Source organism: Amycolatopsis cihanbeyliensis (assembly GCF_006715045.1).
Lineage (GTDB): Bacteria > Actinomycetota > Actinomycetes > Mycobacteriales > Pseudonocardiaceae > Amycolatopsis > Amycolatopsis cihanbeyliensis.
Window position 1 is genome coordinate 2,883,339 of record NZ_VFML01000001.1, and the last position, 26,693, is coordinate 2,910,031.

Annotated in this window: 20 protein-coding genes; 12 read left to right on the plus strand and 8 right to left on the minus strand. The window is 71.8% G+C overall.

From position 1 onward, the window contains the following. Positions 1 to 55: 55 nt before the first annotated feature. On the plus strand, positions 56 to 2,335 hold the full coding sequence (locus tag FB471_RS12735; RefSeq protein ID WP_170220795.1) for a patatin-like phospholipase domain-containing protein: 2,280 nt from the start codon (positions 56 to 58) through the stop codon (positions 2,333 to 2,335). Between the two features lie 111 nt (positions 2,336 to 2,446). Here the strand turns inward: FB471_RS12735 and FB471_RS12740 are convergent, their stop codons facing one another. Beyond that, positions 2,447 to 6,448 (minus strand): WD40 repeat domain-containing protein, encoded by a 4,002-nt coding sequence (locus FB471_RS12740; protein ID WP_141998095.1) that lies wholly within the window; start codon positions 6,446 to 6,448, stop codon positions 2,447 to 2,449. Between the two features lie 473 nt (positions 6,449 to 6,921). On the opposite strand from FB471_RS12740, the gene FB471_RS12745 reads away from it, so the two are divergent. Continuing rightward, entirely contained in the window at positions 6,922 to 8,097 is a 1,176-nt protein-coding gene (locus FB471_RS12745) for a sensor histidine kinase (RefSeq protein WP_246076378.1), read from the plus strand. Positions 8,098 to 8,183: 86 nt separating this feature from the next. Then, positions 8,184 to 8,861: a response regulator gene (locus FB471_RS12750; RefSeq protein ID WP_142001850.1), complete on the plus strand. Its 678-nt coding sequence runs from the start codon at positions 8,184 to 8,186 to the stop codon at positions 8,859 to 8,861. Here the strand turns inward: FB471_RS12750 and FB471_RS12755 are convergent. Beyond that, positions 8,849 to 9,703 (minus strand): MurR/RpiR family transcriptional regulator, encoded by an 855-nt coding sequence (locus FB471_RS12755; protein ID WP_141998097.1) that lies wholly within the window; start codon positions 9,701 to 9,703, stop codon positions 8,849 to 8,851. The two genes, FB471_RS12750 and FB471_RS12755, sit on opposite strands and share 13 nt — an antisense overlap. A gap of 76 nt (positions 9,704 to 9,779) precedes the next feature. Here FB471_RS12755 and FB471_RS12760 point away from each other — a divergent pair, with 76 nt between their 5' ends. After that, positions 9,780 to 11,012: a pyridoxal phosphate-dependent aminotransferase gene (locus tag FB471_RS12760; RefSeq protein WP_141998099.1), complete on the plus strand. Its 1,233-nt coding sequence runs from the start codon at positions 9,780 to 9,782 to the stop codon at positions 11,010 to 11,012. Positions 11,013 to 11,090: 78 nt separating this feature from the next. On the opposite strand, the gene FB471_RS12765 is transcribed toward FB471_RS12760, so the two are convergent. The 3 genes from FB471_RS12765 to FB471_RS12775 all read right to left on the minus strand — a co-directional run bounded on the left by FB471_RS12765 (position 11,091) and on the right by FB471_RS12775 (position 14,144). Next, positions 11,091 to 11,822, minus strand: a complete 732-nt coding sequence (locus FB471_RS12765) for a metal-dependent transcriptional regulator (RefSeq protein WP_142001852.1) — start codon at positions 11,820 to 11,822, stop codon at positions 11,091 to 11,093. Positions 11,823 to 12,025: 203 nt separating this feature from the next. After that, positions 12,026 to 12,472: a GNAT family N-acetyltransferase gene (locus FB471_RS12770; protein WP_141998101.1), complete on the minus strand. Its 447-nt coding sequence runs from the start codon at positions 12,470 to 12,472 to the stop codon at positions 12,026 to 12,028. Positions 12,473 to 12,536: 64 nt separating this feature from the next. Continuing rightward, on the minus strand, positions 12,537 to 14,144 hold the full coding sequence (locus FB471_RS12775) for an amidohydrolase (protein WP_141998103.1): 1,608 nt from the start codon (positions 14,142 to 14,144) through the stop codon (positions 12,537 to 12,539). Between the two features lie 47 nt (positions 14,145 to 14,191). On the opposite strand from FB471_RS12775, the gene FB471_RS12780 reads away from it, so the two are divergent. Genes FB471_RS12780 through FB471_RS12795 form a run of 4 tightly spaced genes read left to right on the plus strand, consistent with a single transcriptional unit; the run spans position 14,192 to position 17,525 of the window. Next, positions 14,192 to 14,944, plus strand: a complete 753-nt coding sequence (locus FB471_RS12780; RefSeq protein ID WP_141998105.1) for an enoyl-CoA hydratase/isomerase family protein — start codon at positions 14,192 to 14,194, stop codon at positions 14,942 to 14,944. Further along, on the plus strand, positions 14,941 to 16,488 hold the full coding sequence (locus FB471_RS12785; RefSeq protein ID WP_141998106.1) for an AMP-binding protein: 1,548 nt from the start codon (positions 14,941 to 14,943) through the stop codon (positions 16,486 to 16,488). The genes FB471_RS12780 and FB471_RS12785 overlap by 4 nt, the downstream gene beginning before the upstream one ends. Next, on the plus strand, positions 16,479 to 17,141 hold the full coding sequence (locus tag FB471_RS12790; protein WP_141998108.1) for a TetR/AcrR family transcriptional regulator: 663 nt from the start codon (positions 16,479 to 16,481) through the stop codon (positions 17,139 to 17,141). Before FB471_RS12785 ends, FB471_RS12790 begins: the two co-directional genes overlap by 10 nt. 45 nt (positions 17,142 to 17,186) lie before the next feature. Next, entirely contained in the window at positions 17,187 to 17,525 is a 339-nt protein-coding gene (locus FB471_RS12795) for a hypothetical protein (protein WP_141998110.1), read from the plus strand. A gap of 63 nt (positions 17,526 to 17,588) precedes the next feature. Here FB471_RS12795 and FB471_RS12800 read toward each other — a convergent pair whose 3' ends face one another. After that, complete coding sequence (locus tag FB471_RS12800) at positions 17,589 to 18,758, minus strand: acyl-CoA dehydrogenase family protein (protein ID WP_141998112.1); 1,170 nt, start codon at positions 18,756 to 18,758, stop codon at positions 17,589 to 17,591. An 87-nt stretch (positions 18,759 to 18,845) separates the two neighbouring features. Between FB471_RS12800 and FB471_RS12805 the strand changes: the two genes are divergently transcribed. Beyond that, positions 18,846 to 19,538 (plus strand): 4'-phosphopantetheinyl transferase family protein, encoded by a 693-nt coding sequence (locus tag FB471_RS12805; RefSeq protein ID WP_141998114.1) that lies wholly within the window; start codon positions 18,846 to 18,848, stop codon positions 19,536 to 19,538. Between the two features lie 176 nt (positions 19,539 to 19,714). Here FB471_RS12805 and FB471_RS12810 read toward each other — a convergent pair whose 3' ends face one another. Further along, the gene (locus tag FB471_RS12810; protein WP_141998116.1) at positions 19,715 to 20,887 is read right to left on the minus strand and encodes an isochorismate synthase; all 1,173 of its coding nucleotides are present in this window, start codon (positions 20,885 to 20,887) and stop codon (positions 19,715 to 19,717) included. Between the two features lie 150 nt (positions 20,888 to 21,037). Beyond that, entirely contained in the window at positions 21,038 to 21,349 is a 312-nt protein-coding gene (mihF, locus tag FB471_RS12815; protein WP_141998118.1) for an integration host factor, actinobacterial type, read from the minus strand. A gap of 379 nt (positions 21,350 to 21,728) precedes the next feature. Between mihF and FB471_RS12820 the strand changes: the two genes are divergently transcribed. The 3 genes from FB471_RS12820 to FB471_RS12830 all read left to right on the plus strand — a co-directional run bounded on the left by FB471_RS12820 (position 21,729) and on the right by FB471_RS12830 (position 26,344). Next, positions 21,729 to 23,366: a long-chain fatty acid--CoA ligase gene (locus FB471_RS12820; protein ID WP_141998120.1), complete on the plus strand. Its 1,638-nt coding sequence runs from the start codon at positions 21,729 to 21,731 to the stop codon at positions 23,364 to 23,366. Between the two features lie 255 nt (positions 23,367 to 23,621). Beyond that, entirely contained in the window at positions 23,622 to 24,485 is an 864-nt protein-coding gene (locus tag FB471_RS12825) for a hypothetical protein (protein ID WP_246076379.1), read from the plus strand. Between the two features lie 128 nt (positions 24,486 to 24,613). After that, positions 24,614 to 26,344 carry a TIGR03767 family metallophosphoesterase gene (locus FB471_RS12830; protein WP_141998122.1) on the plus strand — a complete coding sequence of 577 codons (1,731 nt, stop codon included), beginning with the start codon at positions 24,614 to 24,616 and terminating at the stop codon, positions 26,342 to 26,344. Positions 26,345 to 26,693: the final 349 nt, after the last annotated feature.

Genomic DNA, 26,693 nt, shown 5'->3' on the forward strand with positions numbered 1-26,693 from the left:
TAGGTGGTAGATGCGGCAACGCACCCTACGCTCGGTCCGATCTCCGGAGGTGGCCATGACGGCCGCAGACCCCATCAGCCAGGTCGAGCAGCTCGGGCTGGACGACCCGACCAGGTACACCACGGGGTTCGAGGCGGAATGGCTGCGCTGGTCGCCCGCGGAGGCCGACGAGCACGCGAGGGACGGCGACGACCGGTACCAGCGCTACGTGGACCGCTCCTGCGACCTGACCATGCGTGGCGGCACAACCAGTGGGGTGATCTACCCGCTGGCCGTGTGCTCGCTTGCCCAGCACTACCAGTTCCGCTCGGTGGGTGGCGCCTCGGCGGGTGCGATCGCGGCGGCGGCCACCGCGGCGGCCGAGCACGGTCGGCTGGCCGCGCAGCCCACCGAGGTCCCGGAGGGCTCGGTTCGACCGGGCTTCGCCGGGCTTGCCGGGCTGATCAACTGGATGATCAGCGGGACCGGATCGGAACGCTGGCGGCTGGTGCAACTGTTCCAGCCGAACACCGCGTTGAGCCGGCTCTACCGGGTGGTGATCGCCACCATGCAGCAGCCGGCCACCACCGGCCGCAACCGGTTCGCCTCGGTGCTCGCCGCGCTGCTGCTGGCGGTGAGCCCGCTCGCCACCGTCGCGCTGGTGCTGGTGCTCGCCGGCTGGCTGGCCGGGCCGGTCGCGCTGCCGGTGCTACTGCCGCCGCCGCGGTGGGAGGCGGTGCCACCGGTGGTAGCCCTGCTCGCCGCGGCGGCCGCGCTGATCGCCGGGGTCTGGACGATCACCCTTGCCGCGGCACGTGTCCGCAAGGCCACCCTGGTGCTGGTGATCCCGCTGGTACTCGGGATCGGGACGCTGCTGGCCGTGGCCGTCGCCGGGGACGCGGCGGTGTCCTGGTCGGCCTGGGTGACCGTGGGCGCGGCGACGGTGCTCGGGTGGTTGCTGCTGAGCGCGGCCGGGCTGACCGCGTTCGCGGTGATCTACACGAAGGCGAGCTGGCCGCTGATCGCCGAGGCACAGCGGTTCCGTTATGGACTCGTCCCCGGGGCATGGCCGTACACCGCGACCTGGGTGGACCGGTTGGCCGGCATGCCGCGCTCCACCGGCGTGCCGCCGCTGGCGACCTGGCTCGCCGACCGTATCGACGACCTCGCCGGGTCCACATCGGATGTCGAGCCGGGAGAGGACCGGCGGGCGTTGACCTTCGGCGACCTCTGGCTCGGCTCCGGCGCCGAGCGCGACCTGGCCGAGCTGGAGGCGTGCGCGTTGCGGAGCGAGCGCCGGATGATCAACCTGGCGCTGATGAGCACCGACCTGTCCGCTGGCAGGCCGTTCCGGTTGCCGTTCCGGGTCGCACGGCACCCGAGCGAGCGCTGGCAGTTCTGCGAACGCTGCCTGGACGGGATCGTGCCGGACCGCGTCGTGCGGCAACTGAAGGAGACCGGACCGGTCAAGGGGCAGCACTGCCCCCGGCACCCCGAGGCCGGGCTGCACTGGCTGCCGGAGCCGTGGGATATGCCGGTGGTGCTCGCCGTGCGGATGAGTCTCTCCCTGCCCGGGCTGATCTGCCCGGTGCCGCTGTGCCGGGAGGGTCGGATGCACTGGTTCTCCGACGGCGGGATCACCAGCAACTTCCCGATCCACTTCTTCGACACCCTGCTGCCGAGGTGGCCGACCTTCGGGCTGAACCTGGACCGCCTCGACCGTGAGGTCGGCCCGGAGGAGGAGATCTACCTCGCCAAACAGGACGCCACCCCGTTCGAGCATCCGTGGGCGAAGGTGCACGACGGCGCGGCCAGCTTCCTCAGCCGGATTCTGGAGACCTTCCTCGCCTGGCGGGACACCATGCAGTCCGGGTTGCCCGGATTCCGCGGCCGGATCGTGAGCGTGCGGCAGGGCACCGGCGAGGGCGGCACGAACCTGTTCATGCCGCCCGAGGTGATCGCGACGCTCGCGCTGCGCGGCTACAAGGCGGGTACCGAGCTCAAGCGGCGGTTCACCGTGGAGAGCCACGACGGCGAGGCGCCCGGATACACGCAGACCGACCGCTACCGCTGGATCCGGATGCGGATCGCGCTGCGCGAGTATCGCGAGCTCGTCCGGCAGGCCGACGACCGCGGCCCGCTCTACCGGCAGCGCACCGCCAGGTACCGCATTCCGGAAGGGCTGGCCGGGTGGTTCGACGAGGAGATCGACACCTGGCCGTGCCCGGAACCGCACACCGAGTCGATCGAGGCCACCTTCGCGGAGCTGAGCAGGCTGGCGGAGTCGCATCTCGCCGAGAAGTTCGACGGGACCGCTCCGGTCAACCCGGTGCTGCGGCTCACCCCGCCGGAGTGACCGGCGCTCGGGCCGCCGTGCACGGCAAACTCGCGCGCGTGGGGAGCAAACTCGCGCGCGTGGGCGGCAAACACGCGTACGTGGGCGGCAAACACGCCGGTTGACCTGGGGTTATTTACATGGCGGTTGGTAGTCCAGCTGGGGGAGGTACTCCCGCCACGCCTGCTCGGTCAGCGAGCCGCGGGAGTCGGTGCAGATTCGCTGGATCGCCTGCTCCATGTCCAGCCGCCACACCCTGGTCGTGTTGTCCCGGCCACCGGTGGCGAGGAACTCCCCGTTCGGGCCGCCCACGATCGACAGCACCGCGCTGGTGTGCCCGGTGAGCACGCGCTGCGAGCGCACCGCCCCGCCCTCGTCGAGGTCCCACAACCGCACCGTGCCGTCCATCCCGGTGGACACCAGGCCGGTGTGCCCCGACCGGAAGGCCACCTCGGACACCGCGTCGGTGTGCCCGGTGATCGGCTCACCGACCGGGCGCACCGACCCGGGGTCGCTGATGTCCCACAGCCGGATCGTCCGGTCCCCGCTCGCGGTCGCCAGCCGCTCGCCTTCCGGCCCGAAGGCCACCGACCACACCGGTCCGGTGTGCCCGGCGATCGGCTCGCCGACCGGGGTGGGCGCGGTGCGGTCGGACACGTCCCACAACCGCACCGTGTGATCGAAACTGCCGGTGGCCAGGGTGCGGCCGTCCGGGCTGAACACCATCGCGGGCAGGTACCCCGCATGCGGGGAGGGCGCCGTGGCCAGCGAGGAGGGGTGCGCGGGGTCGGTGACGTCCCACAGCTCCACGGTGGTGTCGTTGGCCGTGGCCAGCGTGCGCCCGTCCGGGGCGAAAGCCATCGGCCCGCCGGCGGCCCCGGTGAACGACGCGCCGAGCGGCACCGGCTTCGCCGGATCGGACACGTCCCACAGCCGTACCGTGTCGTCGTTCCTGCCCACCGCGAGCACCCCGCCCGCAGGGCTGAACAGCACCCGGTTCACCGCGGCCTCCGCGACGATCCGCGGGCCGAGCGCGGCAGGAAGAGCCGGATCGGACACGTCCCACAGCTGCACGGCACCGTCGTCCCCGCCGGAGGCCAGGGTATGTCCCTCCGGGCTCCAGGAGACCGAGGACACACTCGCCGAGTGCGCGACCAGCAGCCCCGGTGGCAGCGACCACAGCCGCACCACCCCGTCGTCCCCGCCGGAGGCCAGGGTCCGCCCGTCCGGGCCGAAGCCCACCGCGTACACGGCGCCCGCGTGCCCGGTGAGCGCGTCGCCGACCAGCCCGGGCCGTGCCGGGTCGGCGACATTCCACAGCCGCACCGTGCCGTCCTTGCTCCCGGAGGCCAGCACCCGCCCGTCCGGGCTGAAGGCCACCGACCAGACCAGCTCGTTGTGCGCCGCCAACGGGTGCCCGATGGGTTCCAGCCGATCCGGGGTGGAGACGTCCCACAGCCGCACGGTGTCGTCCTCGCCGCCGGTCGCGAGCGTGGTGCCGTCCGGGCCGAAGGTCACCGAGTGGACCCCACCGGGGTGCGCACCGAGGTGCTCGGCCGCCAGCGAGGGGCGCTCGCCGGTGAGGTCCCACAGCCGTACCGCGCCGTCGTTGCCGACCCCGGCGAGGGTCCGCCCGTCCGGGCTGAAGGCCACCGACCGGACGGGCGCGCTCGCGTCGGCGAGCGGCGTGCCGAGCAGGCCGGGCTCGGACGGGTCGGTGAGATCCCACAGTCGCACCGCGCCGTCGTCGTTCGCGGTGGCCAGCGTCCGCCCGTCCGGGCTGAACGAGGTCAGGTAGATCGTGCCGCCCCCGCCCGGCAACGGCGGGCCCAGCCGCACCGGATCGGCGGGGTCGGAGACGTCCCACAGCCGGATGGTCGCGTCGTGCCCCGCGGTGACCAGCGTCTCGCCGTCCGGGCTGAACACCGCGGAACTGACCCAACTGGTGTGCCCGGTCAGCGGGTCACCGAGCGGTTTCGGGTGGGCGCGGTCGGACACGTCCCACAGCCGCACCGTGTTGTCGTAGCCCGCGGTGGCCAGGGTGCGCCCGCCCGGACCGAACGTGGTCAGGTACACCGCGCCGTCGTGCCCGGTCAGCGGGATGGCCAGCGGCCGGTGCTGGGTGGAGAGCACCCGCGCCGCCACGCCGGTCTCCCCCGGCCGCAACCGGTGCGCCAGCAGGTCGAACTGGGCGGACAGCGAGGGGTCCCTGTCGGTGAGCCGGTCGGCCTCGGCCACCACCTGACCGAACCGCGCGTCGTCGCGCTCCTGGATGGCCACCGCGGCCGCCACGGCGGTGGCGACGGCGAACAGCACCACGGTGAGTACGGCGGCCCGCCGCAACCACGCGCTGCGCCGGGCGCTCCGGTTCGAGGTGGCCAGGAACTCCCGTGCCAGCTCGGTCGATCCCGTGCGGGCCGCCTGGCGGGCCGTCTCCAGCCTGCTGCCGCGGTACAGCAGCGAGGAGTCCCGGTCCTGCTCGGCCCAGGTGACGGCGTCGGTCTCCAACCGCTGCCGGGCCACATTGCCTGCCCGGTCCTGGTCGATCCAGTCCCGTAGCCGGGGCCACGCCTGCAGCAGGGCCTCGTGGCTGATCTCGGCCGAGTCGGCGTCCAGGGTCACCAGCCTGGCCTTCACCAGTGTTTCCAGCACCACCTCTGCCGCGGCCTGGTTGCCCGCGTGCTCGACGAGGTCGGTCCGGGTGGCCCGGCGCCGGGTGTCCTGGGTGTCCTCTCCCACATGCACCAGCCGCAGCAGCAGCGGGCGGGCGGCGGCCTGCGCGGCCGGGCTCAGATCCGCCCAGGCCCGTTCGGCGGTGGCCGCCACCGCGCCGTGGATGCCGCCGGCGGCTCGGTAGCCCGCGATGGTCAGCCTGCCCGCCTGCCTGCGCTGCCAGGTGGCCAGCAGGGCATGGGACAGCAGCGGCAGCGCCCCGGCCTCGTAGGTACGGTGCTGCCCGCCCGCCTCGCGGTTCGCACCGAGTCCGAGGTCACGCAGCATCAGGTCGATCAGGCCGGCCTCCAGTTGCAGGCCGACCGACTTCGCCGGCCTGGACACCGCCTCGCGCAGCTCGCCGGTGGCCATCGCACCCAGCACGAGCTGCCGTTCCTGCAGTGCCTCGGCCAGCTCGGGGTAGTCGAGGCAGCGCCCGTAGAAGTCGGCACGCACGCCGAGCACGACCAGGCCCGGTGGGGCCTCGCCCTCGGCGGCCGGGGTGCACGCGGCGTGCAGCGCCTGCACGAACAGCCGCTGCACCCGCTTGTCCGCGTTCAGGGTGAACAGCTCCTCGAACTGGTCCACCACGATCACCAGTCCGGCGCCCGGACCGGCCAAGCGCCGCGCGCAGGCCGCGACCGCCGTGCGGACCAGCGCGGGGAACCCGCCGGTCCGGGCCGGGTCGGCGTCCTGGGCCTCCTCCAGCTCGGTGGCCAGCTCCGGGATCAGCCTGCCGAGCTCCTTCAGCGGGTTCGCGCCGGGGGACATGGCCGCCACCGGTGGCCGGGTGCCGTCGTCACCGGTCAGCGCGTCCCGCTCCATGGCGGGCACCAGGCCCGCCCGCAGCAGCGAGGACTTGCCCGCACCGGACGCGCCGACCAGCACCACCATCCCGCCGGTCTCCAGCGCGGACTCCAGCTTCCCGAGCAGCGCGGTGGTGCTGCGTTCCCGGCCGAAGAACCGGTCGGCGTCCTCCGGCCGGAACGCGGCCAGCCCGCGATAGGGGCACACCCCGGTGTCCTCCGGGTCGGGCTCGGGCTCGGCCTCCGCCCCTGCCGGGCCATCCTGGTCCTCGGCCGCCGGGGTGCGCAGCGCCTCCTCCCACAGCCGCCGCCATGCCTCCAGCTCGTACAGCCCGCGCGCGACGGGGTGGTGGCGCAGCCTGCGCGCCTCCCCGATGAGCATCTCGAGCACGATCGCCAGCGGCGCGAACCGCGCGGGGACGTTGCGACCCCGGCGCCAGTCGCTGATCCGCTGGGCCGAGACGCGGACCGGGCGCCCCCGCTCGTCCCGCCGGTTGACCCGGGCCACCGCCTCGGTGACCCGGCGCAGCGTCGGGTCACCCGCCTCGGCGTAGAGCAAGGCGAACCGCTCCGCGAACACCTCGCGGGCGCTCCGGCCACCCTCCTGCTCACTCATGTGATGCCTCGCTCGTGCTCATCCGGTTCCGGACCGGAAAACTCATGCGAGGCATCTGAGCAGGGATTTCCTCTCCGGTCGGAACGGAAGATCGCCTCTTGGGTCGTCACGGGTGCGATGCTCGGGTCGTCGTCTCGGGCCGCGGGTTGGTGAGAAGCCTGGGGGTCTTCTCACCGACCCGCCACAGGGGCGGGCCGCGGGTTCCAGCCTAATTCTCGCAGCCCCTTCTCAATCGATGAAGCGTTCCGCCTCACGTACCCGGCCGCGTGTACCCGGCCGCGCCGGGCGGAGACAGTAGGCCGCCGGCGCCGGAACCGGCAAGCCACGGCGCGAGGTCGCGCCTGCCCAGTCTCGCGGTCACCCTGGCGTGGCTCCGGAGGAGGGCGGGTCGAGGCCGAGGACGGAGGGTCGGCCCTGGGTAGGACCGCCCCTGGTCGGACGCGCACCGGCGGCGGACCGGCTACCGTCGTGGCGTGCTCACGTCCCGCCTGCGCGCCGTGCTGAACCGGTGGCCGAAGGGCATGCACCTGTACCTGCTGGACGCCGCCGTCGCGATGGTGACCGCGGCGGTCTACGTCACCTTCAGCTATGTCGAGTCCACGCCGACCCAGCCGATGTTCGACGGTCCGGACTGGGTCGGCTGGCTGGTCGCCGCGGTGGTCGGCATGCCGCTGGCGGTGCGCAGGCGCTGGCCGCTGCCGGTGCTGGGCATCGTGCTGGCCGGGACGATGGCGGCCACCCTGCTGCGGCTGATCCTGGAGCCCTACCTGGCCACCGCGTACGCGCTGTACCTGGTCGCGCTGGTGCGGCCGCCGCGCTGGTCGGTCCCGGCGCTGGCGGTCACCCTGGCCGGATCGATGCTCGCGATCCTGATCGGCCAGCCGGTGCTGGAGAACACGGGGCTTCCGTTCTACGTCTGGCTGTGGCTCGGCCTGGCCTGGGGCGGGGGCTGGGTGGTGCGCGACCGGCGGGCGCGAGCGGCGCGCGAGGCCGAGCAGCGCGCCCGGCAGGCGCTGGCCGACGAGCGGATGCGGATCGCGCGGGAGTTGCACGATGTGGTGGCGCACAGCATGAGCCTGATCGCGGTCAAGGCGGGGGTCGCCAACCACGTCGCCACCCAGCGGCCGGAGGAGGCCGCGGCCGCGCTGCGGACCATCGAGAGCACCAGCAGGGAGGCGCTCACCGAGATGCGGCACATCCTGGGTGTGCTGCGCTCGAACCGGGAACCGGACGCGGGGCTCGCCCCCACGCCCGGGGTGTCCGGGTTGACCGAGCTCGCCGACAACGCCGAACCGGCCGGCGTCCGGGTGCGCCTCGACCTGCATCACCTGGAAGGGCTGCCGGAGGGGCTGGAACTCTCGGTGTACCGGATCGTGCAGGAGGCGCTGACCAACGTGGTCAAGCACGCGGCGCCCGCCGAGTGCCGGGTGCTGGTCGAGGCCGGGGACGAGCGGGTGCGGATCGAGGTGACCGACGATGGGCCGGGCCGTCGCACGCCGCCCGACGAGCAGGCGGGGGCCGGGCACGGCCTGATCGGCATGCGAGAGCGGGTGGCGGTGTACGGCGGGACCTTCAGCGCCGGGCCGCGGCCGGGCGGTGGTTTCCGGGTCGCGGCGACCTTGCCGGTCGGGGCGGGAGCGTTGGTATGAGCCCGAGCCCGAGCCCGAAGGTGACGACGAGCGAGCATCGCAGGCCACGCCCGCGGGCCGAGGAGCGCAGCGAGAAGGAGCCGAGAATGGGCACCGTCCGGGTGGTGATCGCCGACGATCAGGCGCTGCTGCGGGGCAGCTTCCGGATGCTGGTCGACGCGGCCGAGGACCTGACCGTGGTAGCCGAGGCGGGCACCGGCGTGGAGGCGGTCACGGCCACCCGGCGTACCGCGCCGGACGTGGTGCTGATGGACGTGCGGATGCCGGAGATGGACGGGATCGAGGCCACCAGGCTGATCTGCGGTGAGGGCGGTTCGGTCCGGGTGGTCATCCTGACCACGTTCGATCTGGACACCTACGTGTACTCGGCACTGCGGGCCGGGGCGAGCGGGTTCCTGCTGAAGGACACCCCACCGGCCGACCTGCTGAGCGCTGTCCGCACGGTGGCGGCCGGCGAGGCACTGCTCGCGCCGACGGTGACCCGGCGGCTGATCGCGGAGTTCGTCCGGCGGCCGGAACGGCGGCGGGACCCGAGCAACCTGCTGGCCCGCTCGCTGGACGGGGTGACCGACCGGGAGCGCGAGGTGTTGAGCCTGATCGCGTCCGGCCTCTCCAACACCGAGATCGCCGGGGAGCTGCACCTCAGCATGGCCACGGTGAAGACCCACATCGGCCGGTTGCTGGCCAAGCTGCACGCCCGCGACCGCGCCCAGCTGGTGATCATCGCCTACGAATCCGGCCTCGCCCCCGGTCACGGGGTGTAGGTGTCGAACTCGGCGAGCAGTTCCTCGTCGGCGAGGAGCTCGGCGCGGGTGCGGGTTCCGGAGCGGAGGGCGACCTCGGTGGCCAACGCCTGCACCAGGGTGGTGAACGCGGTGAGCGAGCGCAGCACCGTGCCGCCCGCGGTCTCCACGTACAGCGTGACCTCGGCGTACTCGGCCAGCGGTGAGGCCGGGTTGTCGGTCAGCGCCACCGTGCGCAGGCCGCGCCGGCGGGCGTGGGCGAACGCCCGCACGGTGTCCGCGGTGTAGCGGTGGATGGACAGCGCCACCAGCACGTCCCCCTCGGCCAGCTCGCGCAGCTCGTCCGGTAGTGCGGCGGCCGCCGCGGCGAGCTGGCGCACCCCGGGCCGGACCAGGCGCAGCAGGTAGGCCAGCAGGTAGGCGGGCGCGAAGCACTTGCGCAGCCCGAGCACGTGCACCGACCCGGCCTCGGCCAGCAGGCCGACCACCCGCTCCCAGTCGGCGGGGTCGAGCAGGGCCAGCGTGCGGTCCAGGTTGGCCCTGTCCCGCGCGACCACCCCGGCGAGGTCACCTGCGCGCACCTCGGCCTGGTCGAAACGCCGCACCAGCTGCGCCTGCTCGGCGAGCTGCTGCCGGCACAGCTCGACCAGCGCGGGGTACCCGCCGAGGCCGAGGGCGGTGGCGAACCGCACCAGCGAGGACTCGTGCACCCCGGCCAGCTTCGCCGTCTGGGAGATGCTGCGGAACGCGGTGCCCTCCGGGTCGGTCAGCAGCAGTTCGGCGATCCGCCGCTGCCCCGCGGCCAGCCCGGGCAGCCGCGCACGTAGCTGGTCGCGGAGTTCGGCGTAGGTACTCGGCGACATACCGCCCATCCTGACGCAAGTTCAATTGCGTTGTACAGTAGAAGCGCAATTGTCACTGCACTTCGGGAGGCGGATCGTGGTTCGGCATTCGGCCACGCTGGCCATCAACGAACGGCTGGAGGCCAAGCGCGCGGCCGGCGAGCGGGTGCTGCACCTCGGTTTCGGCGAGGCGGGTCTGCCGGTACCGCCGGCGGTAGCCACGGTCCTCGCCGAGGCGGCGGGCAGCAACGGCTACGGCCCGGTGGCCGGCTCGGCACGGGCCCGCGCCGCCGTCGCCGGGTACTTCTCCCGGCGCGGCCTGCCCACCGAGGCCGACCGGGTGTTACTCGCCCCTGGCAGCAAGGCACTGCTGTTCGCGCTGCTGTCCGTGTTGCCCGGCGACGTCGTGCTGCCCCGGCCGTGCTGGGTGAGCTACGCCGCCCAGGCCGCGCTGGCAGGCAAGCAGGTGATCGACGTGCCGATCCCGCCGGCGGCGGGCGGGGTGCCGGAGCCGCGGGTCCTGGAGACGGCACTGGCCGAGGCCCGCGCGGCCGGGGCCGAGCCGGGCGTGCTGATCCTGACCGTGCCGGACAACCCGACCGGCACCGTGGCCGGACCCGAGCTGATCGAGCAGGTCTGCGCGGTGGCCGACCGGCACGGGTTGGTGGTGATCTCCGACGAGATCTACCGCGACCTGGTGCACGAGGGCAGCGTGTACAGCCCGGCGACCGTGCTGGCGCACCGCACCGTGGTGACCGCGGGGCTGAGCAAGAACCTGGCGCTCGGCGGATACCGGATCGGGTTCGCCAGGCTGCCCAGCGGCCCCGGCGCGACCCGGTTGCGCACCGAGCTGATCGGAGTGGCCAGCGAGGTCTGGTCCAGCCTGCCCGCCCCGATGCAGGAGGTCGCGGCCTACGCGCTGGACGAGCCGGCGGAGGTACGCGAGCACATCGAGCGTGGCCTGCGCCTGCACCGCACGGTCGCGGCGGCGGTGCACCGGGAGTTCCTGGCCGCGGGTGCCTCCGCCCGCGCGCCGCAGGCGGGTTTCTACCTCTACCCGGACCTGGAGTCCTGGCGCGGCAAGGGCTTCGCCACCGGCAAGCAGCTCACCGAGCATCTGCTGAACCGGCACGGGGTCGGGGTGCTCGCCGGCGTGGAGTTCGGGGACGACCCCGGTGCCCTGCGCTTCCGGGTGGCCACCAGCCTGCTCTACGGCAGCAGCACCGAGCAGCGCTGGGCCGCCCTGCACAGCGAGGACCCGCTGTCCTGCGAGTGGATCGCCGAAGCACTGACCCACCTGCGCACCGCCCTCACCCCCAGGGAGCCCTGAACGTGGCGTTCAGGGCGTCAGACGTCTCAAAAGTGCCGTTCGGGACGTCTGACGCCGCGATAGCCACGTTCAGGGCATTTACCGCATGGCTACGGAGAGGGCCTGGGCGATCTCCCTGCCGAGGGCGTGCGTTGCCGAATCCGGTGGGGCACCGACCCGCACCACGACCGGGCCGCCGAAGGGCTGCCGCTCCACCACCTCGATCCGCTCGCCGAGGCTGATCGCGTGCTCGGACAGGTACCGCAGCAGCTCGGGATCGGTGTCCCAGACCCGGACGATCTCGCCGACCGCCCCCGGCTGCAGCTCGTCCAGCAATCGGGTCGGCAGCTCCTCGATACTGCCGTCCGCGGCCGGGATCGGGTCCCCGTGCGGGTCGCGCACCGGGTTGCCCAGCTTGGCAGCGATGCGTTCGATCAGCAGGTCGGAGACCACATGCTCGAGCAGGTCGGCCTCGGGATGCACCTCGTCCCAGGTGTAGCCGAGCTCGGAGACCAGGTAGGACTCGATCAGCCGGTGCCTGCGCAGCACCGACCGCGCCAGCAGCCTGCCCTCCCCGGTGAGCTCGATGCCCCGGTACGGCACGTGCGCCACCAAGCCCTGCTGGGACAGCTTGGTCACCATCCCGGACGCCGAGGACGGGCTCACCGCCAGCCTGGTCGCCAGCGAGGTGTTGGTGACCTCCTCGCCACGCTCCGCGAGGCCGTAGATCGCCCGCACGTAGTCCTCGATGGCGGAGGATCGCCGGTTGGGGCTGTCCGAGCTTGTTTCTGAACGCGCGACACGATCGGCTCGGCCGGGCTGGGACTCCATCACGAACGTCACCTTCCGCAGGTCGTGCGCCCGACCTCGCCGCTCGTGGGCAGCTTGCCGCGAGCACCGTGGCGCGAAGCGCATCCGTGTGGGCGACGGTGGGAGACGGGCGGGCGCGTCCTCCTACTCGCCTCGTGTGGTCGAGTCCAGTTCGGGAACAGACGCTCGAGCATGGCACCCACGATACGGCGACCGGCCGGCGTTCACGCGCCTGGCCGCCAGCGGTAACGCACCCAGCCCGGGACCGGCAACGCGCCGAGCTCGGCGTAGAAGGCGGCCGCCTTCCGGTTGTCCGCCTGCATGTCCCACTCGACCCGGCCACTGGTGCGGGCCCGCAGCTCGGCCAGCAGCTCCCGGCCGAGCCCGTGCCTGCGATACGCGGGCCGGACGAAGATGTCGTCCAGCCAGATCCCCGGCCTCGCCTCCCAGGTGGAGAAGTTCCAGCAGCAGAACGCCATCCCGGCCACCGTGCCCGGCGCGTCCGGCGGTTCGGAGATCAACACCCACGCCTTGGGGTCCGCGCCGAACAGGTGGCCCTTCATCTCGGCGCGGTCGAGCACCAGCTCGTCATTGCCCTCGTACCGCGCGTGTTCCTCGATGAGCGCGCAGATCTCGTCCACATCGCCTGGTTCGGCGTCCCGGACCGGCATCGGTCTCCTCTCCTCGTTCTCGGGCCATTCCGGCCACTCGGCCCACTCAGGCCATTCAGACCATTCAGGACCGCTGATACACCAGCTCGCCGCCGATGACCGTGCCGAGAACCCGCACCGAGTCCAGGTTCGCCTCCTCGGTCGGGTCCGCGGACAGCACCGCGAAGTCGGCCAGCTTCCCCGGTTCCAGCGTGCCGAGGTCCCGCTCGCGGAAGGCCGCGTAGGCGGAACCCGCCGTGTAGGCGCGCAGGGCCTGCGCCGGGGTCAGCGCCTCGGCGGCGCCGAGCGGTTGCCCACCCGCGGTCCGCCTGCGCACCAGGTCGGCGATGCCGAGCAACGGCGCGCCCCGCACCACCGGCCGGTCCGAGCTGCCGGGCAGCACGCAGCCCGCGTCCAGGAAACTGCGCCCCCGGTAGCACCAGTCCGCGCGCTCCGGCCCCAGCGCGGCCAGCATGCCGTCGCCGATCTCGTGCACGAACCGCCCCTGTGGCACCGGGATCAACCCCAGTCCGGCCAGCCTGCGCAGTTCGCCGGGCGGGATCACCCCGCAGTGCTCGATCCGGTGCCGGTGGTCGGCCCGCGGGTACCTGGCCAGCGCCGCGGCGTAGGCGTCCAGTACCGCGGTGACCGCCCGGTCGCCGATCGCGTGCGTGGCCACCTGCCAGCCGGCGGCATGCGCCCGCAGGATGGTCTCGGCCAGCTCCCGCTCCGGTAGCTGGAAGTAACCCCGGTTGCCCGGTTCACCCGCGAAGTCCTCGTGCATCGCCGAGGTCCGGCCGATCAGCGAACCGTCGGCGAAGATCTTCATCGGCCCGATCCGCAGCCAGTCGTCGCCGAACCCGCTGCGCATGCCGAGGTCGAGGGAGAAGGCGACCTCGTCGGACTCGGCGTGCTCGATCTCGTGCAGCACGCTGGAGGCCACCATCAGGGTGCCGCGTACCCGCAGCACGCCCTCCTCGCGGGCCCGCTGGTAGGCGGCCAGCTCGCACGGCGTCTCGCCGACCAGCCCGCCACCGATCCCGGCCTCCTGCACGCTGGTGATCCCCTCGGCGAGGAACCGCTCGCTCGCCCGGTCGATCGCCCGGACCACGGTGTCCAGCGGGGTCGGGTAGATCAGTGGCCGCAGCAGCAGCTGCGCCTGTTCCCGCAGCAGCCCGGTCGGCGAACCGGTGGCGTCGGTCACCACGTCCCCGCCCACCGGCACGTTGCCGAGGTCGAGCCGCTCGAGCACGGCCGAGTTGACCACCGACATGTGCCCCGAGGTGTGCTTGAGCCGCACCGGATGCTCCGGCGCGGCCCGGTCAAGGCCCTGCCGGGTGGGGTGCCCGCCGGCCAGCTTGTTCTGGTCGTAGCCGCTGCCCACGACCCAGCGGCCAGCGGGCAGGGTCGCGGCCCTGCGCGCGATCGCGTCGTAGACGTCCTCGACGCTCGCGCAGGCATCCGGGCCGAGCGGCACCTCGTCCAGGCTCATCCCGAACCAGGCCAGGTGGTTGTGCGCGTCGTGGAAACCGGGGACCACGCATGAGCCCGCCAGGTCGACCCGCTCCCGCGCGCTCAGCGCGGCGGCCCCCGCACCGAGCGCCACGATCCGCCCGTGCAGCACCGCCACGGCCGAGGAGATCCCACCCGGCACGAGCACCCGGGCGTTCTCGAAAACCGCGTCCACCCGCATGCCGCCGACTCTATCGATCGATCGATAGAACGTCTAGGCTCGCGGGTATGGACACCGTGGAACTCACCCTCGACGGCGGTATCGCCGTGCTCAGGCTGAACCGGCCCGAGCGGCTGAACGCCGTGGTCCCCGCCCTGGTGGACGACCTGCTCACCGCGCTGGACAGGGCCGCGGCCGAGCCGGGAACCCGCGCGCTCGTGCTGACCGGTAACGGTCGCGCCTTCTGCGCGGGCCACGACCTCAAGGAACCGGCGCCCGAGGGCGACTCGCGGGCCCGGTTGGAGCGGCTGCAGGAGGTGACCCGCCGGATCAGGGCACTGCCGCAACCGGTGCTCGCCGCCGTGCACGGCTACGCGATCGGCGCGGGCGCGGAGTTCGCGCTGGGCTGCGACCTGGTGCTGGCCGCCGAGGACGCCGTGTTCGGCTTCCCCGAGGCCGGCCTCGGGCTGAGCGTGACCGGGGCTGCCTCCCGGCTGCTCCCGCTGCTGGTCGGCCCGCTCAAGGCCAAGGAGCTGCTGCTGCTCGGCGAGCGGATCGACGCCGCGACCGCGCGCCGGCTCGGCCTGGTCAACGAGGTGCTGCCGACCGGCGAGCTGATGTCCACGGCGCTGGCGTGGGCGGGCCGGATCGCCGGGCAGCCCGCTTCCTCGACCACGCTGGCCAAGCGGGCCCTCGACCAGGGCATCGAAGGGGCCGTGGAGACCGCGCTGGAGCTCGAGGTGAGCCACGCCCTGCTCACCGAGCACTCGGTCGCCCTCGCCCACTCGACCGCGGAGTTCCGCGCGCGGAGCGAACGATGAGCACACTGGACGGAATCGACGACCTGCCCGCCCTGCTGGCTCGCGCGGCGCGGAACTGGCCGGAGCGGACCGCCTGGCTGTTCGACGCCACCGGGAAACGGTTCACCTTCGCCGAGGTGGAACGGCGCAGCGGCGAGTTCGCAGGCGCGCTGGCCGCACTCGGCATCGGCCGCGGGGACCGGGTGGCGGTGATGCTGCGCAACCAGCCCGAGTTCCCGCTGCTGTGGCTCGGGCTGGCCCGGCTGGGCGCGGTGCTGGTCCCGGTGAACGTCAACTACCGGGAACTGGACGGCAAGCATGTGCTGGCGCACTCCGGCGCCCGGCTGGCGGTGGCCGCGCCGGAGTTCGTCGAGCTGCTCACCGGGATCGCCCCGGACACCGGCCTCGAGCGGGTGCTGACCCCGGATGCGCTGGAAGGTGGCGCGGCGCCGGAGAGCTCCGCCGTGCCCGAGCTCCCGGTGAACATCCAGTACACCTCCGGCACCACCGGCGCGCCGAAGGGCTGCGTGCTGCCGCACCGGTACTGGAGCACGCTGGCGCGCGGCATGGTGACCGAGTTCCCGCACATCGGCGAGCGGGACGTGCTGCTGACCGCGCAGCCGTTCCACTACATAGATCCACAGTGGAACGTCGCGTTGGGACTCGCGGCCGGCGCGACCCTGGTGGTACTGGACCGCTTCCATCCCGGCACCTTCTGGACGAAGGTCGTCGAGCACCGGGTCACCTGGTTCTACTGCCTCGGGATGATGCCCACCCTGCTGCTGCGCGCGCCGGAGTCCGCGAGGGACCAGGAGCACCGGGTGCGGGCCATCCATGCCTCGGCCATCCCCCGCGAGCTGCATGCCGAGTTGGAACGCCGGTGGGGTGTGCCGTGGTTCGAGGCCTTCGGGATGACCGAGACGGGCGGGGACATCCGGATGTCGCCCGCGGACCACGACGACACCGTAGGCACCGGCTGCCTCGGCAGGCCGTCGCGGGACCGGGAGGTGATGATCGCCGACGAGTACGGAAAACCCTTACCCCGAGGGGAAACCGGGGAGCTGCTGATCCGCGGGATCGGCCTGATGCACGGGTACCACGACGACCCCACCGCGACCGCGGGGGCCCTGCGCGACGGCTGGTTCCACACCGGGGACCTGGCCAGGATGGACTCCGGCGGCAGGGTGTACTACATCGGCCGCACCAAGGACATGATCCGCCGCAGCGGCGAGAACGTGTCCGCGGACGAGGTGGAGCGGGCCCTGCTGCTGCACCCGGCCGTGCGGCTGGCCGCCGTGCTGCCGGTGCCGGACGAGGTTCGCGGCGAGGAGATCAAGGCCTACGTGGTGCTCGCCGAAGGGCACACCCCGACGGACCTGCCGCCCGCCGAGCTCGCCGGGTTCTGCGCCGCCAAGCTGGCCTACTTCAAGGTGCCGCGCTACTGGGCCTACGCCGACAACCTGCCGATGACCCCATCCGAGCGGGTGGCCAAGGGGGAGCTGCGCCGGGCGAACGCCGATCTCCGGCAGGGCAGCTACGACCGGGTGGAGGAGAGATGGCGCTGAACCGCTCCGGTCCTACCAAGGACCGGATCCGGCGGGCCGCGGTGAAGCTGTTCGCCGACAAGGGTTTCCACGGCACCGGAATCCGCGACCTGGCGCAGGAGGCGCGGCTGTCCTCGGCCAGCCTCTACCACTACGTGGGCAACAAGGAGGACCTGCTCGCCGGGATCATGCGGGACGCGCTGGGCGCCCTGCTCACGGCCGCGCACGAGGTGGTGGACGGGGTGGCCGATCCGGTGGAACGGCTGGGCAGGCTGGTCGCGCTGCACGTCATCACGCATGCCGTGCAGCGTGAGGAGACCACGGTGGTGGACAACGAGGTACGGTCGCTCTCCGCGGAGACCCGGCAGCCGGTGGTGAAGCTGCGCGACACCTATGAGCGGTTGTGGACCGAGGCCATCCGGGACGGGCTGCGCGCGGGGGTGTTCCACACCGACCGGCCCTCGGTGACCCGGCTGGCGCTGCTGGAGATGTGCAACGGGGTGGCCCGCTGGTACTCGCCGGGTGGCGCGCTCGATCTGGAGCAACTGGCCGGCCATTACGCGCGGTTGGCGCTGCGCGCGGCCGGTTGCACCGACCCCGGTGCGGTGCCCGACCTCGCCCGCTGCCGCGCGGTGGTGAACACCGTCTGGGCAACGGCCGAAACCGGAAGGTAGCCCGTACAGGTTGCCCCGGCCGCGCTGCTGGGGGACGCTCGATGGGTGACTGAGGAAACGATCCAACTGGAGCTCACCGAATCGGGTCTCTCGCCTGGCCTCCCGATCCCGGCCGATTCCCGGGATCAGGTACAGGATGTGCCTTATCGCCCGGTGGAGTTCCGTGATGATGATCTCCCGGCCGCGTTGGAACGGTGTGCCGGGTGGCTGCGTCAGGCGCAACAGTGGCTCGGCGAACCGGTGGACGTGCTCGCGGTACACCTCGACTACGACGAGCGCGAGGGTTCGCCGTACTACGACCTCAAACTGCTCTGCAACGAGGAAGACCTCGCTGGCGTTCCGGTGGCGCTACGCGACCGCCGGGACAGCGCGTCGGCCGACTGATCATTCTCCAACCTTCGAAACGGGAGTGCGGGCGCCACGAAACGGCGCCCGCACTTTCGTATTTCAGCCCAGGACGCCGCCGACCTTCGCGTGCCCCTTGAGCAGGTTGCGCGCGATGGTCCGCCGCTGGATCTCGTCGGTGCCCTCGTAGATCCGCAGCAGCCGCAGCTCCCGGTACCAGCGCTCGACCGGCAGCTCCCTGGTGTAGCCCATGCCACCGTGGATCTGCATCACCCGATCCACGATCTCGTTCGCCCGCACCCCGCCGTAGAGCTTGGCCATCGACTGCGCGTGCCGGGAGTCCATCCCGGCGTCCACCTGCCATGCCGCCTGCAACACCAGCCAGCGCAACGCCTCCAGCTCCACCCCGGAGTCGGCGATCATCCACTGGATGGCCTGCCGCTCGGCGATCGGGGCGCCGAAGGTCTCCCTGGTGTTGGCATGCTCGATCGCCATCGACAGCAGCCGCTCGCAGGAGCCGATCGCCCGCGCCGGCAGCAGGTAGCGCCCGCGGCCGATCCACTGCATGGCGAGCTGGAAGCCGTTCCCTTCCGCACCGAGGATCTGCCGCTCCGGAACCCGGACGTCGGAGAAGATCAGCGAGGCGGGCCCCCACTCACCCATGGTGTCGATGTACTCCGAACGCCAGCCCATGTCCCGGTCCACCAGGAAGCAGGTGACGCCGCCCTCGGCCCCCTTCTCCGGGTCGGTGACGGCGAACACCATGGCGAAGTCGGCCTCGTTGCCGCCGGTGATGAAGGTCTTCTCGCCGTTGATGACCCACTCCGAGCCCTCCTTGCGGGCCGTGGTGCGGATCGCCTTGGCGTCCGAACCCGCGCCCGGCTCGGTGATCGCGAAGCAGGACCTGCGCTTGCCCTCGATCGTCGGCAGCAGGTACTCGGCCTGCTGCTCGTCGCTTGCCTGGAACAGGATGTTGTCCGCGGCCCCGCCGAAGTAGAAGGGCACGAAGGTGCGGCCGAGCTCCGCCTCCAGCAGGGCCGTCATGACCGCGGACAGCCCCATGCCGCCGTAGGACTCCGGCGTCTGCACTCCCCAGAACCCGGACTCCCGTGCCTTGGCCTGTAGGTCGTGCAGCTCCTCGCCGGTCAGTCCCGGTTCGCCGGCCCGCTCCCGCCGCAGCACCTCCTGCTCCAGCGGCATGAGCTCGCGCTGCACGAAGGTGCGCACCCAGTCCCGTACCGCGGTCTCCTCGACACTCAGACTGAAATCCATGTTCGCCACTCCTTTGAGACATTACTAAGCGGTAGCTTAGCACTGAAAGGGTGGTGGTGACGCTCGCCGAAGCCGTAGATTCGGCTCGTGATCGAGTGCGCTGTCTGGTGGGCCGCCCCGCTTCCCGCCGCCCCGGAGTTCCTTGCCCTGCTCACTCCCGTCGAGGAAGGCCGGTACGAGGCCTACCGGCAGGACATCGACCGGCGCCGGTTCCTGACCGGCCGAGTGCTGGCCAGGACGGTGGCCGGGCAGCGGCTCGGGGTGGAGCCCGGTTCCGTGGAGTTCGACGCGACCTGTGATGGCTGCGGCAAGCCGCACGGTGCGCCCCGGGTGCCCGGCGCGCAGCTTGCGCTGTCCATCTCGCATTCCGGGGACCGGATCGGGGTGGCCTTCACCGAGGGCGCCCCGGTCGGCCTGGACGTGGAGACCGCGGGCCGCAAGGTCGAGGACTCGCTGATCGAGTACGCGTTGAACGACACCGAGCGTCAGTCGCTGCACGCGCTGTCCGCCGAGGAGCGCTCCGCCGCGTTCTTCACCTTCTGGACCCGCAAGGAGGCGCTGCTCAAGGCCACCGGCCGCGGGCTGCGGCTGCCCCTGCGGGGCATCACGCTCTCACCCGCGGGCGAGAGTGCCCGCCTGGTCTCCTCCGCGGAGTCCGTGCTCACCCCCGAGCACACCCGGATGGCCGACCTCGACCCCGGCGAGGGCTACCGCGCCGCCGTCGCCGTCCTCACCCCCGAGGACATCAAGGTCACCGAGCACACCTGGCAACTACCCTGACAGCCTGTTCCTGAACTGGACCTTGCCGATCGAGTCGGGTGGAAGAACTCGCGCGGCGACGGCCCACGGGCGGCGAGGCCGGGCGCATGACCTGCGAAGGTGGCTGCAGTGACGGAGTCCGAGCCCCGCCGAGCCGACCGTGTCGCGAGTTTGGGAACAAAGCACTGAGTGACCGCTCAGGTGGACTCGGGGTCGAAGCCCATGGCCCGGAACAGGGTCTGGAACTTCGCGGAGGTCTCCGCCAGCTCCGCCTCCGGGTCGGAGGCGGCGAGGATGCCGCCCCCCGCGTACAGCCGCAGCGCCGTGTGCGCCACCTCCGCGCAGCGGATCGACACCACCCACTCCCCGTCGCCCTCGGCATCCACCCAACCGGCGGCGCCCGCGTAGTAGCGGCGGTCGAACGGCTCCAGCCTGCCGAGCAGCTCGCGCGCCGCCCCGGTCGGCGTGCCGCAGACCGCGGGCGTCGGATGCAGGGCCGCGGCCAGCCGCAACGCGGTGACGTCCCGGTCGAGCAGCTCACCGGTGACGGTCGTGCCGAGATGCCACATGGTGGGCGTGCCCACCAGTGCCGGCACGGTCGGCGCGTCCAGCTTGCGGCAGAACGGGCGCAACGTCTCCACCACGGCCTCGGCGAGCACCGCGTGCTCCTCCTGGTCCTTGACCGAGGCGAGCAGCGCCTCGCCGGCCGCGCGGTCGGTCGCCGGATCCGCGTGGCGCGGGGCCGAGCCCGCGTGCGGGTAGGCGAACACCCGGTCGCCTTCTTTCGCGACGAGCAGTTCCGGGCTGGTGCCGACCAGGCTCGACCCACCGGGCAGCCCGGCGGCGAAGGTGTAGCCGTGCGGGTTCTCCCGGAGCAGGTTGTGCAGGATCGCCTCCGGCCGCACCGGATCGGCAAACTCGACGTCCAGCGCGCGGGCCAGCACCACCTTGCGCAGCTCGCCGTGGCGCAGCTCGGAGACCGCACGGGCGACCGCCTCGCGGTGCCTGCTGGGTCGCGGCACCGGGCGGGTACCGATCGCGATGCCGACATCCCGCGCGGTCAGCGCCGCGGCGCCCGGATGGGCGGAGCCCGCGATATGCACCGAGCGGGGCAGTACGACCCGGCTCGGATGGCGGGCGGGGTCGAAGGGCAGCACCCCGGCGGCGATCGGGACCCGCGCCTCGGCCAGCGCGGCGGTCGCCTGCTCCCCGAGCCGTACCGGGTCCGGCTCGGTCAGGATCTCGGCCGTTCCGGCGGCCAGGACGGTACGTCGCTCGGTGGCGAGAAAGAAGTCTCCCGCCTCGTACGCCGCCAGCAACTTCACCGGCGCGTCCGCCCGCGCGCCTGCGCCCTCGGGCGTGAGAGTCACAACGCCTCAGCTCCTTCTCGCACGCGGGATCTCCGCACCACCCTCCAGAATGCACCCGGTGGAGGGATGTACGAGAAGCAGCACCGGTGAGTAGTTAGCGGCGTTACAGTGTCGCCAACCGCCGCCAACTACCCACCGGCCGGAACGAACCTATTTCAACGCGGCGATCAGCGCCTCGCGCTGACGCTCGCCAAGCCCGGCCGCCCGCCGGTCCGGGTCGATCCCCGTCTCCTCCAGCAGGGCAGCGACCTTCACCGCGCCGAGACCGGGTACCGCCTTCAGCAGCTGCGTGACCTTGGTCTTGCCGATGGTCTTGTCTTCCTTCGCCTTGGCAAGCACCTTGTCGATGGTCGTCTTGCCGGCCTTGATCGACGCAAGCAGATCGGAACGCGCTTTTCGAGCCTCGGCCGCCTTGGCCAGGGCTTCCTTACGCTGCTCCGGAGTCAACGTAGGCAGAGCCAACGCACTAGTCCTTCCTTCTCAGGCCTTCTCAAGGCTCAAACCCCCACCCAGCCGGTCCGGCAGGACCGCCAGCGCGGAGGTCGTTCGTCGACGCCCTGGTCGGCGTAGTGCTTGCAAGAGCAAGCGCTGGCCAGGCCGTCTCCTACCACGGGCCCAGTAAACGCCACCGGCTCCGAACTCGTGAAACCGACACGCACTTAAGCACCCAGTAGAGCGCATCCGGGCCTGGTGATCGTCACCGCGACTACCGCGGGTGGTCCGCGACATCCGCCCAGCGGGATGGGCCCACGGTTGTGCGAACTGCACATGTCAGCGAGGCGCTACGGCCGTTAGAGTCGCCCCAAAACTGTGGTTCACCGTCGAGCTAGCGGGAGTCAGGATGTTGAGCACGATGCAGGACGGGCAGTTGTCGCTGGCACACCTGCTGCGCCACGGCACGAGCGTGCACGCCGACAGCGAGGTGGTCACCTGGACCGGCTCGGAGTCCCGCCGCCGAAGCTATGCCGAGGTGGGAACCCGCGCGGCACGGCTGGCGAACGCGCTGCGGGGCCTCGGGGTGACCGGTGACCAGCGGGTCGGCACGTTCATGTGGAACAACGCCGAGCACCTCGAGGCGTACCTCGCCATCCCCGCGATGGGCGCGGTGCTGCACACGCTCAACATCCGGCTGTTCCCCGAGCAGCTGGTCTTCGTGGCCAACCACGCGGCCGACCACGTGGTGCTGGTCGACGGCTCGCTGGTGCCGCTGCTGGCCAAGCAGTTGCCGCAGATGAGCACCGTGCGGCACGTGGTGGTGGCGAACGGGGACGCCGGCACCCTGGAGGCACCCGACGGTGTGCAGGTGCACTCCTACGAGGAACTGCTGGCCGCCGCGCCGGACACGTTCGAGTGGCCGGAGCTGGACGAGCGGTCGGCGGCCGCGATGTGTTACACCTCGGGCACCACCGGTGACCCCAAGGGGGTGGTGTACTCGCACCGCTCCATCTGGCTGCACTCGATGCAGGTGTGCATGAGCGACGGGATGCGGCTGTCCGAGGCGGACACGTCGCTGGCGATCGTGCCCATGTTCCACGCGATGTCCTGGGGGCTGCCGTACGCGGCGCTGATGGCGGGCGCCTCCATGGTGATGCCGGACCGGTTCCTGCAACCGGGCCCGATCGCGGAGATCCTGGCCGCGGAGAAGCCGACCATGGCCGCCGCGGTCCCGACCATCTGGCAGGGGCTGCTGCAGCACCTGGAAGCCAACCCGCAGGACATCTCGCACCTGCGGGAGGTCGTGGTCGGCGGGTCGGCGGCGCCGCCCTCGATGATGCACGCCTTCGAGGAGAACTACGACGTGCCGGTGCTGCACGCCTGGGGGATGACCGAGACCTCGCCGCTGGGCAGCGTGGCCCGGCCGCCCGCGGCCGCCGCCGGCGACGAGGCCTGGGCGTACCGCTACACCCAGGGCCGCTTCCCCGCCTCGGTGCGTGCCCGGCTGATCGGCGACAGCGGCGAAGAGATGCCGTGGGACGGCGAGAGCGTCGGCGAGCTCGAGGTGCAGGGCCCGTGGATCGCGGGCGCCTACTACAGCGGCCAGGAGGGCGTCGACCCGGACCCGGAGAAGTTCCACGACGGCTGGCTGCGCACCGGCGACGTCGGCAAGATCACCTCCGACGGCTTCCTCACGCTCACCGACCGGGCCAAGGATGTGATCAAGTCCGGCGGCGAGTGGATCTCCTCGGTGGATCTGGAGAACCACGTCATGGCCCACCCCGCCGTGGCCGAGGCCGCGGTGATCGGGGTGCCGGACGAGAAGTGGGACGAGCGCCCGCTGGTGGCCGTCGTGCTGCGCGAAGGCGGGAGCGTCACCCCGGCCGAGCTGCGCGAGTTCCTCGCCGACAAGGTGGCGAAGTGGCAGCTTCCGGAGAACTGGACCTTCGTGGACGAGGTGCCCAAGACCAGCGTCGGCAAGTTCGACAAGAAGCGCCTGCGCGGCGCCCACGCCGAAGGCAAGCTCGACATCACCCACGTCTGACGGAGCGTCCGAGAGCCGCCGGAGCCGGGCGCCCCCTGTCCCGGGGCAGGGGGCGCCCGGCTCCGGGGAATCGGTGCCCGGGGGTTGTCATTCCCGGACGGTGGAATTTCGCCACACTTCGGGCCGGGGTGACAAGGAAGCGCCGAAATATGTGGTGGTTCGAGATTTTCCGTCTCCAGCCTTGCTCCGCGTGACATTCAGGCAATACCGTTCTGTCCTGATATTGCCGCGTTGTTTCCGGGGGGTGCGGTTCGCGTGTTGTCCGCGGTGCGAAGGCCGATCGGCATCATGTCCGCCGCCTGCCTGCTGATGCTCGGCGTGGTGGGGCTCGGCGCGGACTCGCCCGAGGCCGGCTCGGCCGAACCCCGGTACGATCGAGCCGGGCCGGCTGAGCCGGCCGAGCTGGTGGGACCGGCCGGGACGGCCGAGCCGAGGGGAGGGACAGCCCCGGCGGCGGGGACGGCCGTGGAGGGGAACTTCCCGCCCGGACCGGGGCTGCGATACAGCTTCTGGGTCGACACGAAAAGCCGGGTGGAAAAGCTCGACTCGGAACTCGATTTCCCAAGGGGACATTTCGACCTGGTTGTTCCGATCACCTCGGACCCACCGCCGGTGCCGATACGCGGCAATCTGACCCTGCCGAGCACGGAGGGCTACTTCGTCACCTTCGGGTTCATGCCGGTCACCAACACCGTCGAGATGATCCCGGACGGCGAGTCCGAGGGCACGATCGAAGTCAAGTTCGGCCCACCCGGCGACGACGAGGACGAGGACATCCTCCCCCTGCCGCGCGCCCGTACCAAGCTCACGCTCGAACTGTTCCTCGAGCTTTCCGATGTCCGGGTGGACGGCAAGGCGCTGGACGTCGGGCCGAACTGCCGGACCGCCGACCCGCTGACCATCGTCATCGAGTCCACGGTGTACCTGCAGGCGCAGGACCCGGGGCAGCAGCCCCCGGCCACGGACACGACATCGACGTTCGCGCTCCCGCCGCTGAGCGGGTGCGGCGCCACCGAGGACCTCGACCCGCTGCTGACCGGCCTGATCTCCGGCCCGGGCAACGACCTGTTCACCAGGCTGTCGATCCGCTGCTCGCCCGCCTCGGACCCGACCTGCTGACCCGGCCGGAACCCTCGCAACAAATGTGATTCGATTTCATGTTTGGGTTCCGTGGGGTTCATGGGTCGGCTAACCTCGGCCGGGATCGTGTGACCGACCGCGGATCGAGAGCGCTGGGGGTTGCCGCCGTGCCCGAACTGACCAGACGTGGGTTCGTCGCCGTTGCCGGAGCCTCCGGTCTCGGGCTGCTGCTGGCCACCCCGACCGCCCGGGCCGTGGACAGGGCACTGCGGGAGACCACCCGGCGCACCGTGAACCCGGCCGGGACCACGCTGGAGGCGGTGGCCGTGCCGGTGACCCGGGGTCCCCGGTACACGCGACTCACCGAAGGACCCGGCTGGCCCCTGGTCGTACGGGCGGACCTGGTCGCGGCCACCAGCGGGCGGGACGAGCGGCGCACCGCGCTGGCCTCGTTCGTCCAGTTCACCGACATGCACATCACCGACTCCGAGTGCCCGGCCCGGTTCGAGTACCTGCACCCTTTCGTCGGGTCCGCGCACCGTCCACAGGAGACGCTCGGCCCCGTGTCCGCGGCTTCGCTCGTGCGCAGGGTGAACGCCGTGGCGAACGGCCCGTTCACCGGCAGGCCGTTCGACTTCATGATGACCACGGGGGACAACACCGACAACCACGAGCACATCGAGCTGTCCTGGTTCCTCGGCATCCTCAACGGCGGCACCATCACCCCCACCAGCGGCGACCCGCGGCGCTACGAGGGCGTGCAGGACTCCGGTTCGGCGCACTACTGGAACCCCGGCACCCGGCTGGACGACGACTACACCGCCAAGGGCTTCCCGCGGCTACCCGGCCTGCTGGACGCGGCGATCGGGCGGTTCGACTCACCCGGCCTGGACATCCCGTGGTATTGCACATTCGGCAACCACGACAACACCCCGGTCGGCACGCTGCCCGCGAACATCCCCGGCATCGAGTACTGGTACACCGGCGGGCACAAGATCATCGGCAAGGACGAGAGCACCAGCCGCAAGCTCGCCGACGCCATGCGCAAGCCCGGCGCGACCGTGCCGGCCACCGAACTGTTCGGCAACTCCGGCCTGATCCGCGAGGTCACCCCGGACGAGCGGCGCGCGCCGTACAGCACCGCGGAGTTCGTGCGGGCCCACCTCGACCCGGCCAACACCGGGGCCGGCCCGGTCGGCCACGGCTTCACCGACGGCAACGCCGACGGCCGCGATGTCTACTACACCTTCCGCATCGCCGAGGGTGTCACCGGGATCAGCCTGGACACCACGACCCTGGGTGGCTTCGCCGACGGCTCGATCGGGCTCGGCCAGTTCCTCTGGGTCGAGCGCACGCTGCGTGCGGGCAGCTCCGCCTACTACGACGTCTGGGGCAGCAAGGTCACCCAGGACGTGAGCGACGAGCTGTTCATCCTGTTCAGCCACCACACCAGCGACTCGATGGGCAACCCGCTGCCCGACTCGCGGCACCCGCTGGAGCCACGGCTGAACGGCGAGACGTTCGTCGGGCTGCTCAACCGGTTCCCGAACGTGCTGGCCTGGGTGAACGGCCACCAGCACCTGAACAAGATCACGCCCCACCCCGGTAGCACGCCCGCGCGGGGGTTCTGGGAGATCAACACCGCCTCGCACATCGACTTCCCGCAGCAGGCCCGCGTGATCGAGGTGGCCGACAACGCCGACGGCACGCTGTCGCTGTTCACCACCCTGGTCGAGGCCGAGGGGCCGTACGCAGCCGACTACGACGACACCACACCCCCCGCGCTGGCCTCGCTGTACCGCGAGCTGTCCTACAACGACCTGCACGCCGACCGCACCCGCGAGGGCGCGGGCCCCGATCGCAACACCGAGCTGCTGCTGGTCGACCCGCTGGCCTGAGCTTGTTCCTGAACTGGACTTTTGCTGCTCGAGGTGAGTGGAAGAACTCGCCCTCCCGTCTCCCACCACCACCCAAACGGAGGCGCTGACGCGCCACTCTGCTGAGCGGCGAAAGCCCGCGGGCGGCGAGGCCGGGCGCGTGACCGGCGAAGGTGACGTTTCGTGGCGGAGTCCGAGCCCGGCCGAGCCGACCGTGACGCGAGCTTAAGAACAGGCTCTGACCGAGCCGGAGCCACGCCGTACTCGAACGACCCTAGAAAAACGCCAAACCGGGGCGAACTGTTTACTCCGCACATCAGGAGAGTGAAAATCCTTGACGGCCGGTAACCGTGCCCTGCCGGCCGGAGTT

Excerpts from the sequence above, each read along its gene's own strand:
- FB471_RS12735 (WP_170220795.1), top strand. The coding sequence starts at position 56 with ATGACGGCCGCAGACCCCATCAGCCAGGTCGAGCAGCTCGGGCTGGAC.
- FB471_RS12740 (WP_141998095.1), bottom strand. The coding sequence starts at position 6,448 with ATGAGTGAGCAGGAGGGTGGCCGGAGCGCCCGCGAGGTGTTCGCGGAG.
- FB471_RS12750 (WP_142001850.1), top strand. The coding sequence starts at position 8,184 with ATGGGCACCGTCCGGGTGGTGATCGCCGACGATCAGGCGCTGCTGCGG.
- FB471_RS12755 (WP_141998097.1), bottom strand. The coding sequence starts at position 9,703 with ATGTCGCCGAGTACCTACGCCGAACTCCGCGACCAGCTACGTGCGCGG.
- FB471_RS12765 (WP_142001852.1), bottom strand. The coding sequence starts at position 11,822 with ATGGAGTCCCAGCCCGGCCGAGCCGATCGTGTCGCGCGTTCAGAAACA.
- FB471_RS12770 (WP_141998101.1), bottom strand. The coding sequence starts at position 12,472 with ATGCCGGTCCGGGACGCCGAACCAGGCGATGTGGACGAGATCTGCGCG.
- FB471_RS12775 (WP_141998103.1), bottom strand. The coding sequence starts at position 14,144 with ATGCGGGTGGACGCGGTTTTCGAGAACGCCCGGGTGCTCGTGCCGGGT.
- FB471_RS12780 (WP_141998105.1), top strand. The coding sequence starts at position 14,192 with ATGGACACCGTGGAACTCACCCTCGACGGCGGTATCGCCGTGCTCAGG.
- FB471_RS12785 (WP_141998106.1), top strand. The coding sequence starts at position 14,941 with ATGAGCACACTGGACGGAATCGACGACCTGCCCGCCCTGCTGGCTCGC.
- FB471_RS12790 (WP_141998108.1), top strand. The coding sequence starts at position 16,479 with ATGGCGCTGAACCGCTCCGGTCCTACCAAGGACCGGATCCGGCGGGCC.
- FB471_RS12800 (WP_141998112.1), bottom strand. The coding sequence starts at position 18,758 with ATGGATTTCAGTCTGAGTGTCGAGGAGACCGCGGTACGGGACTGGGTG.
- FB471_RS12820 (WP_141998120.1), top strand. The coding sequence starts at position 21,729 with ATGTTGAGCACGATGCAGGACGGGCAGTTGTCGCTGGCACACCTGCTG.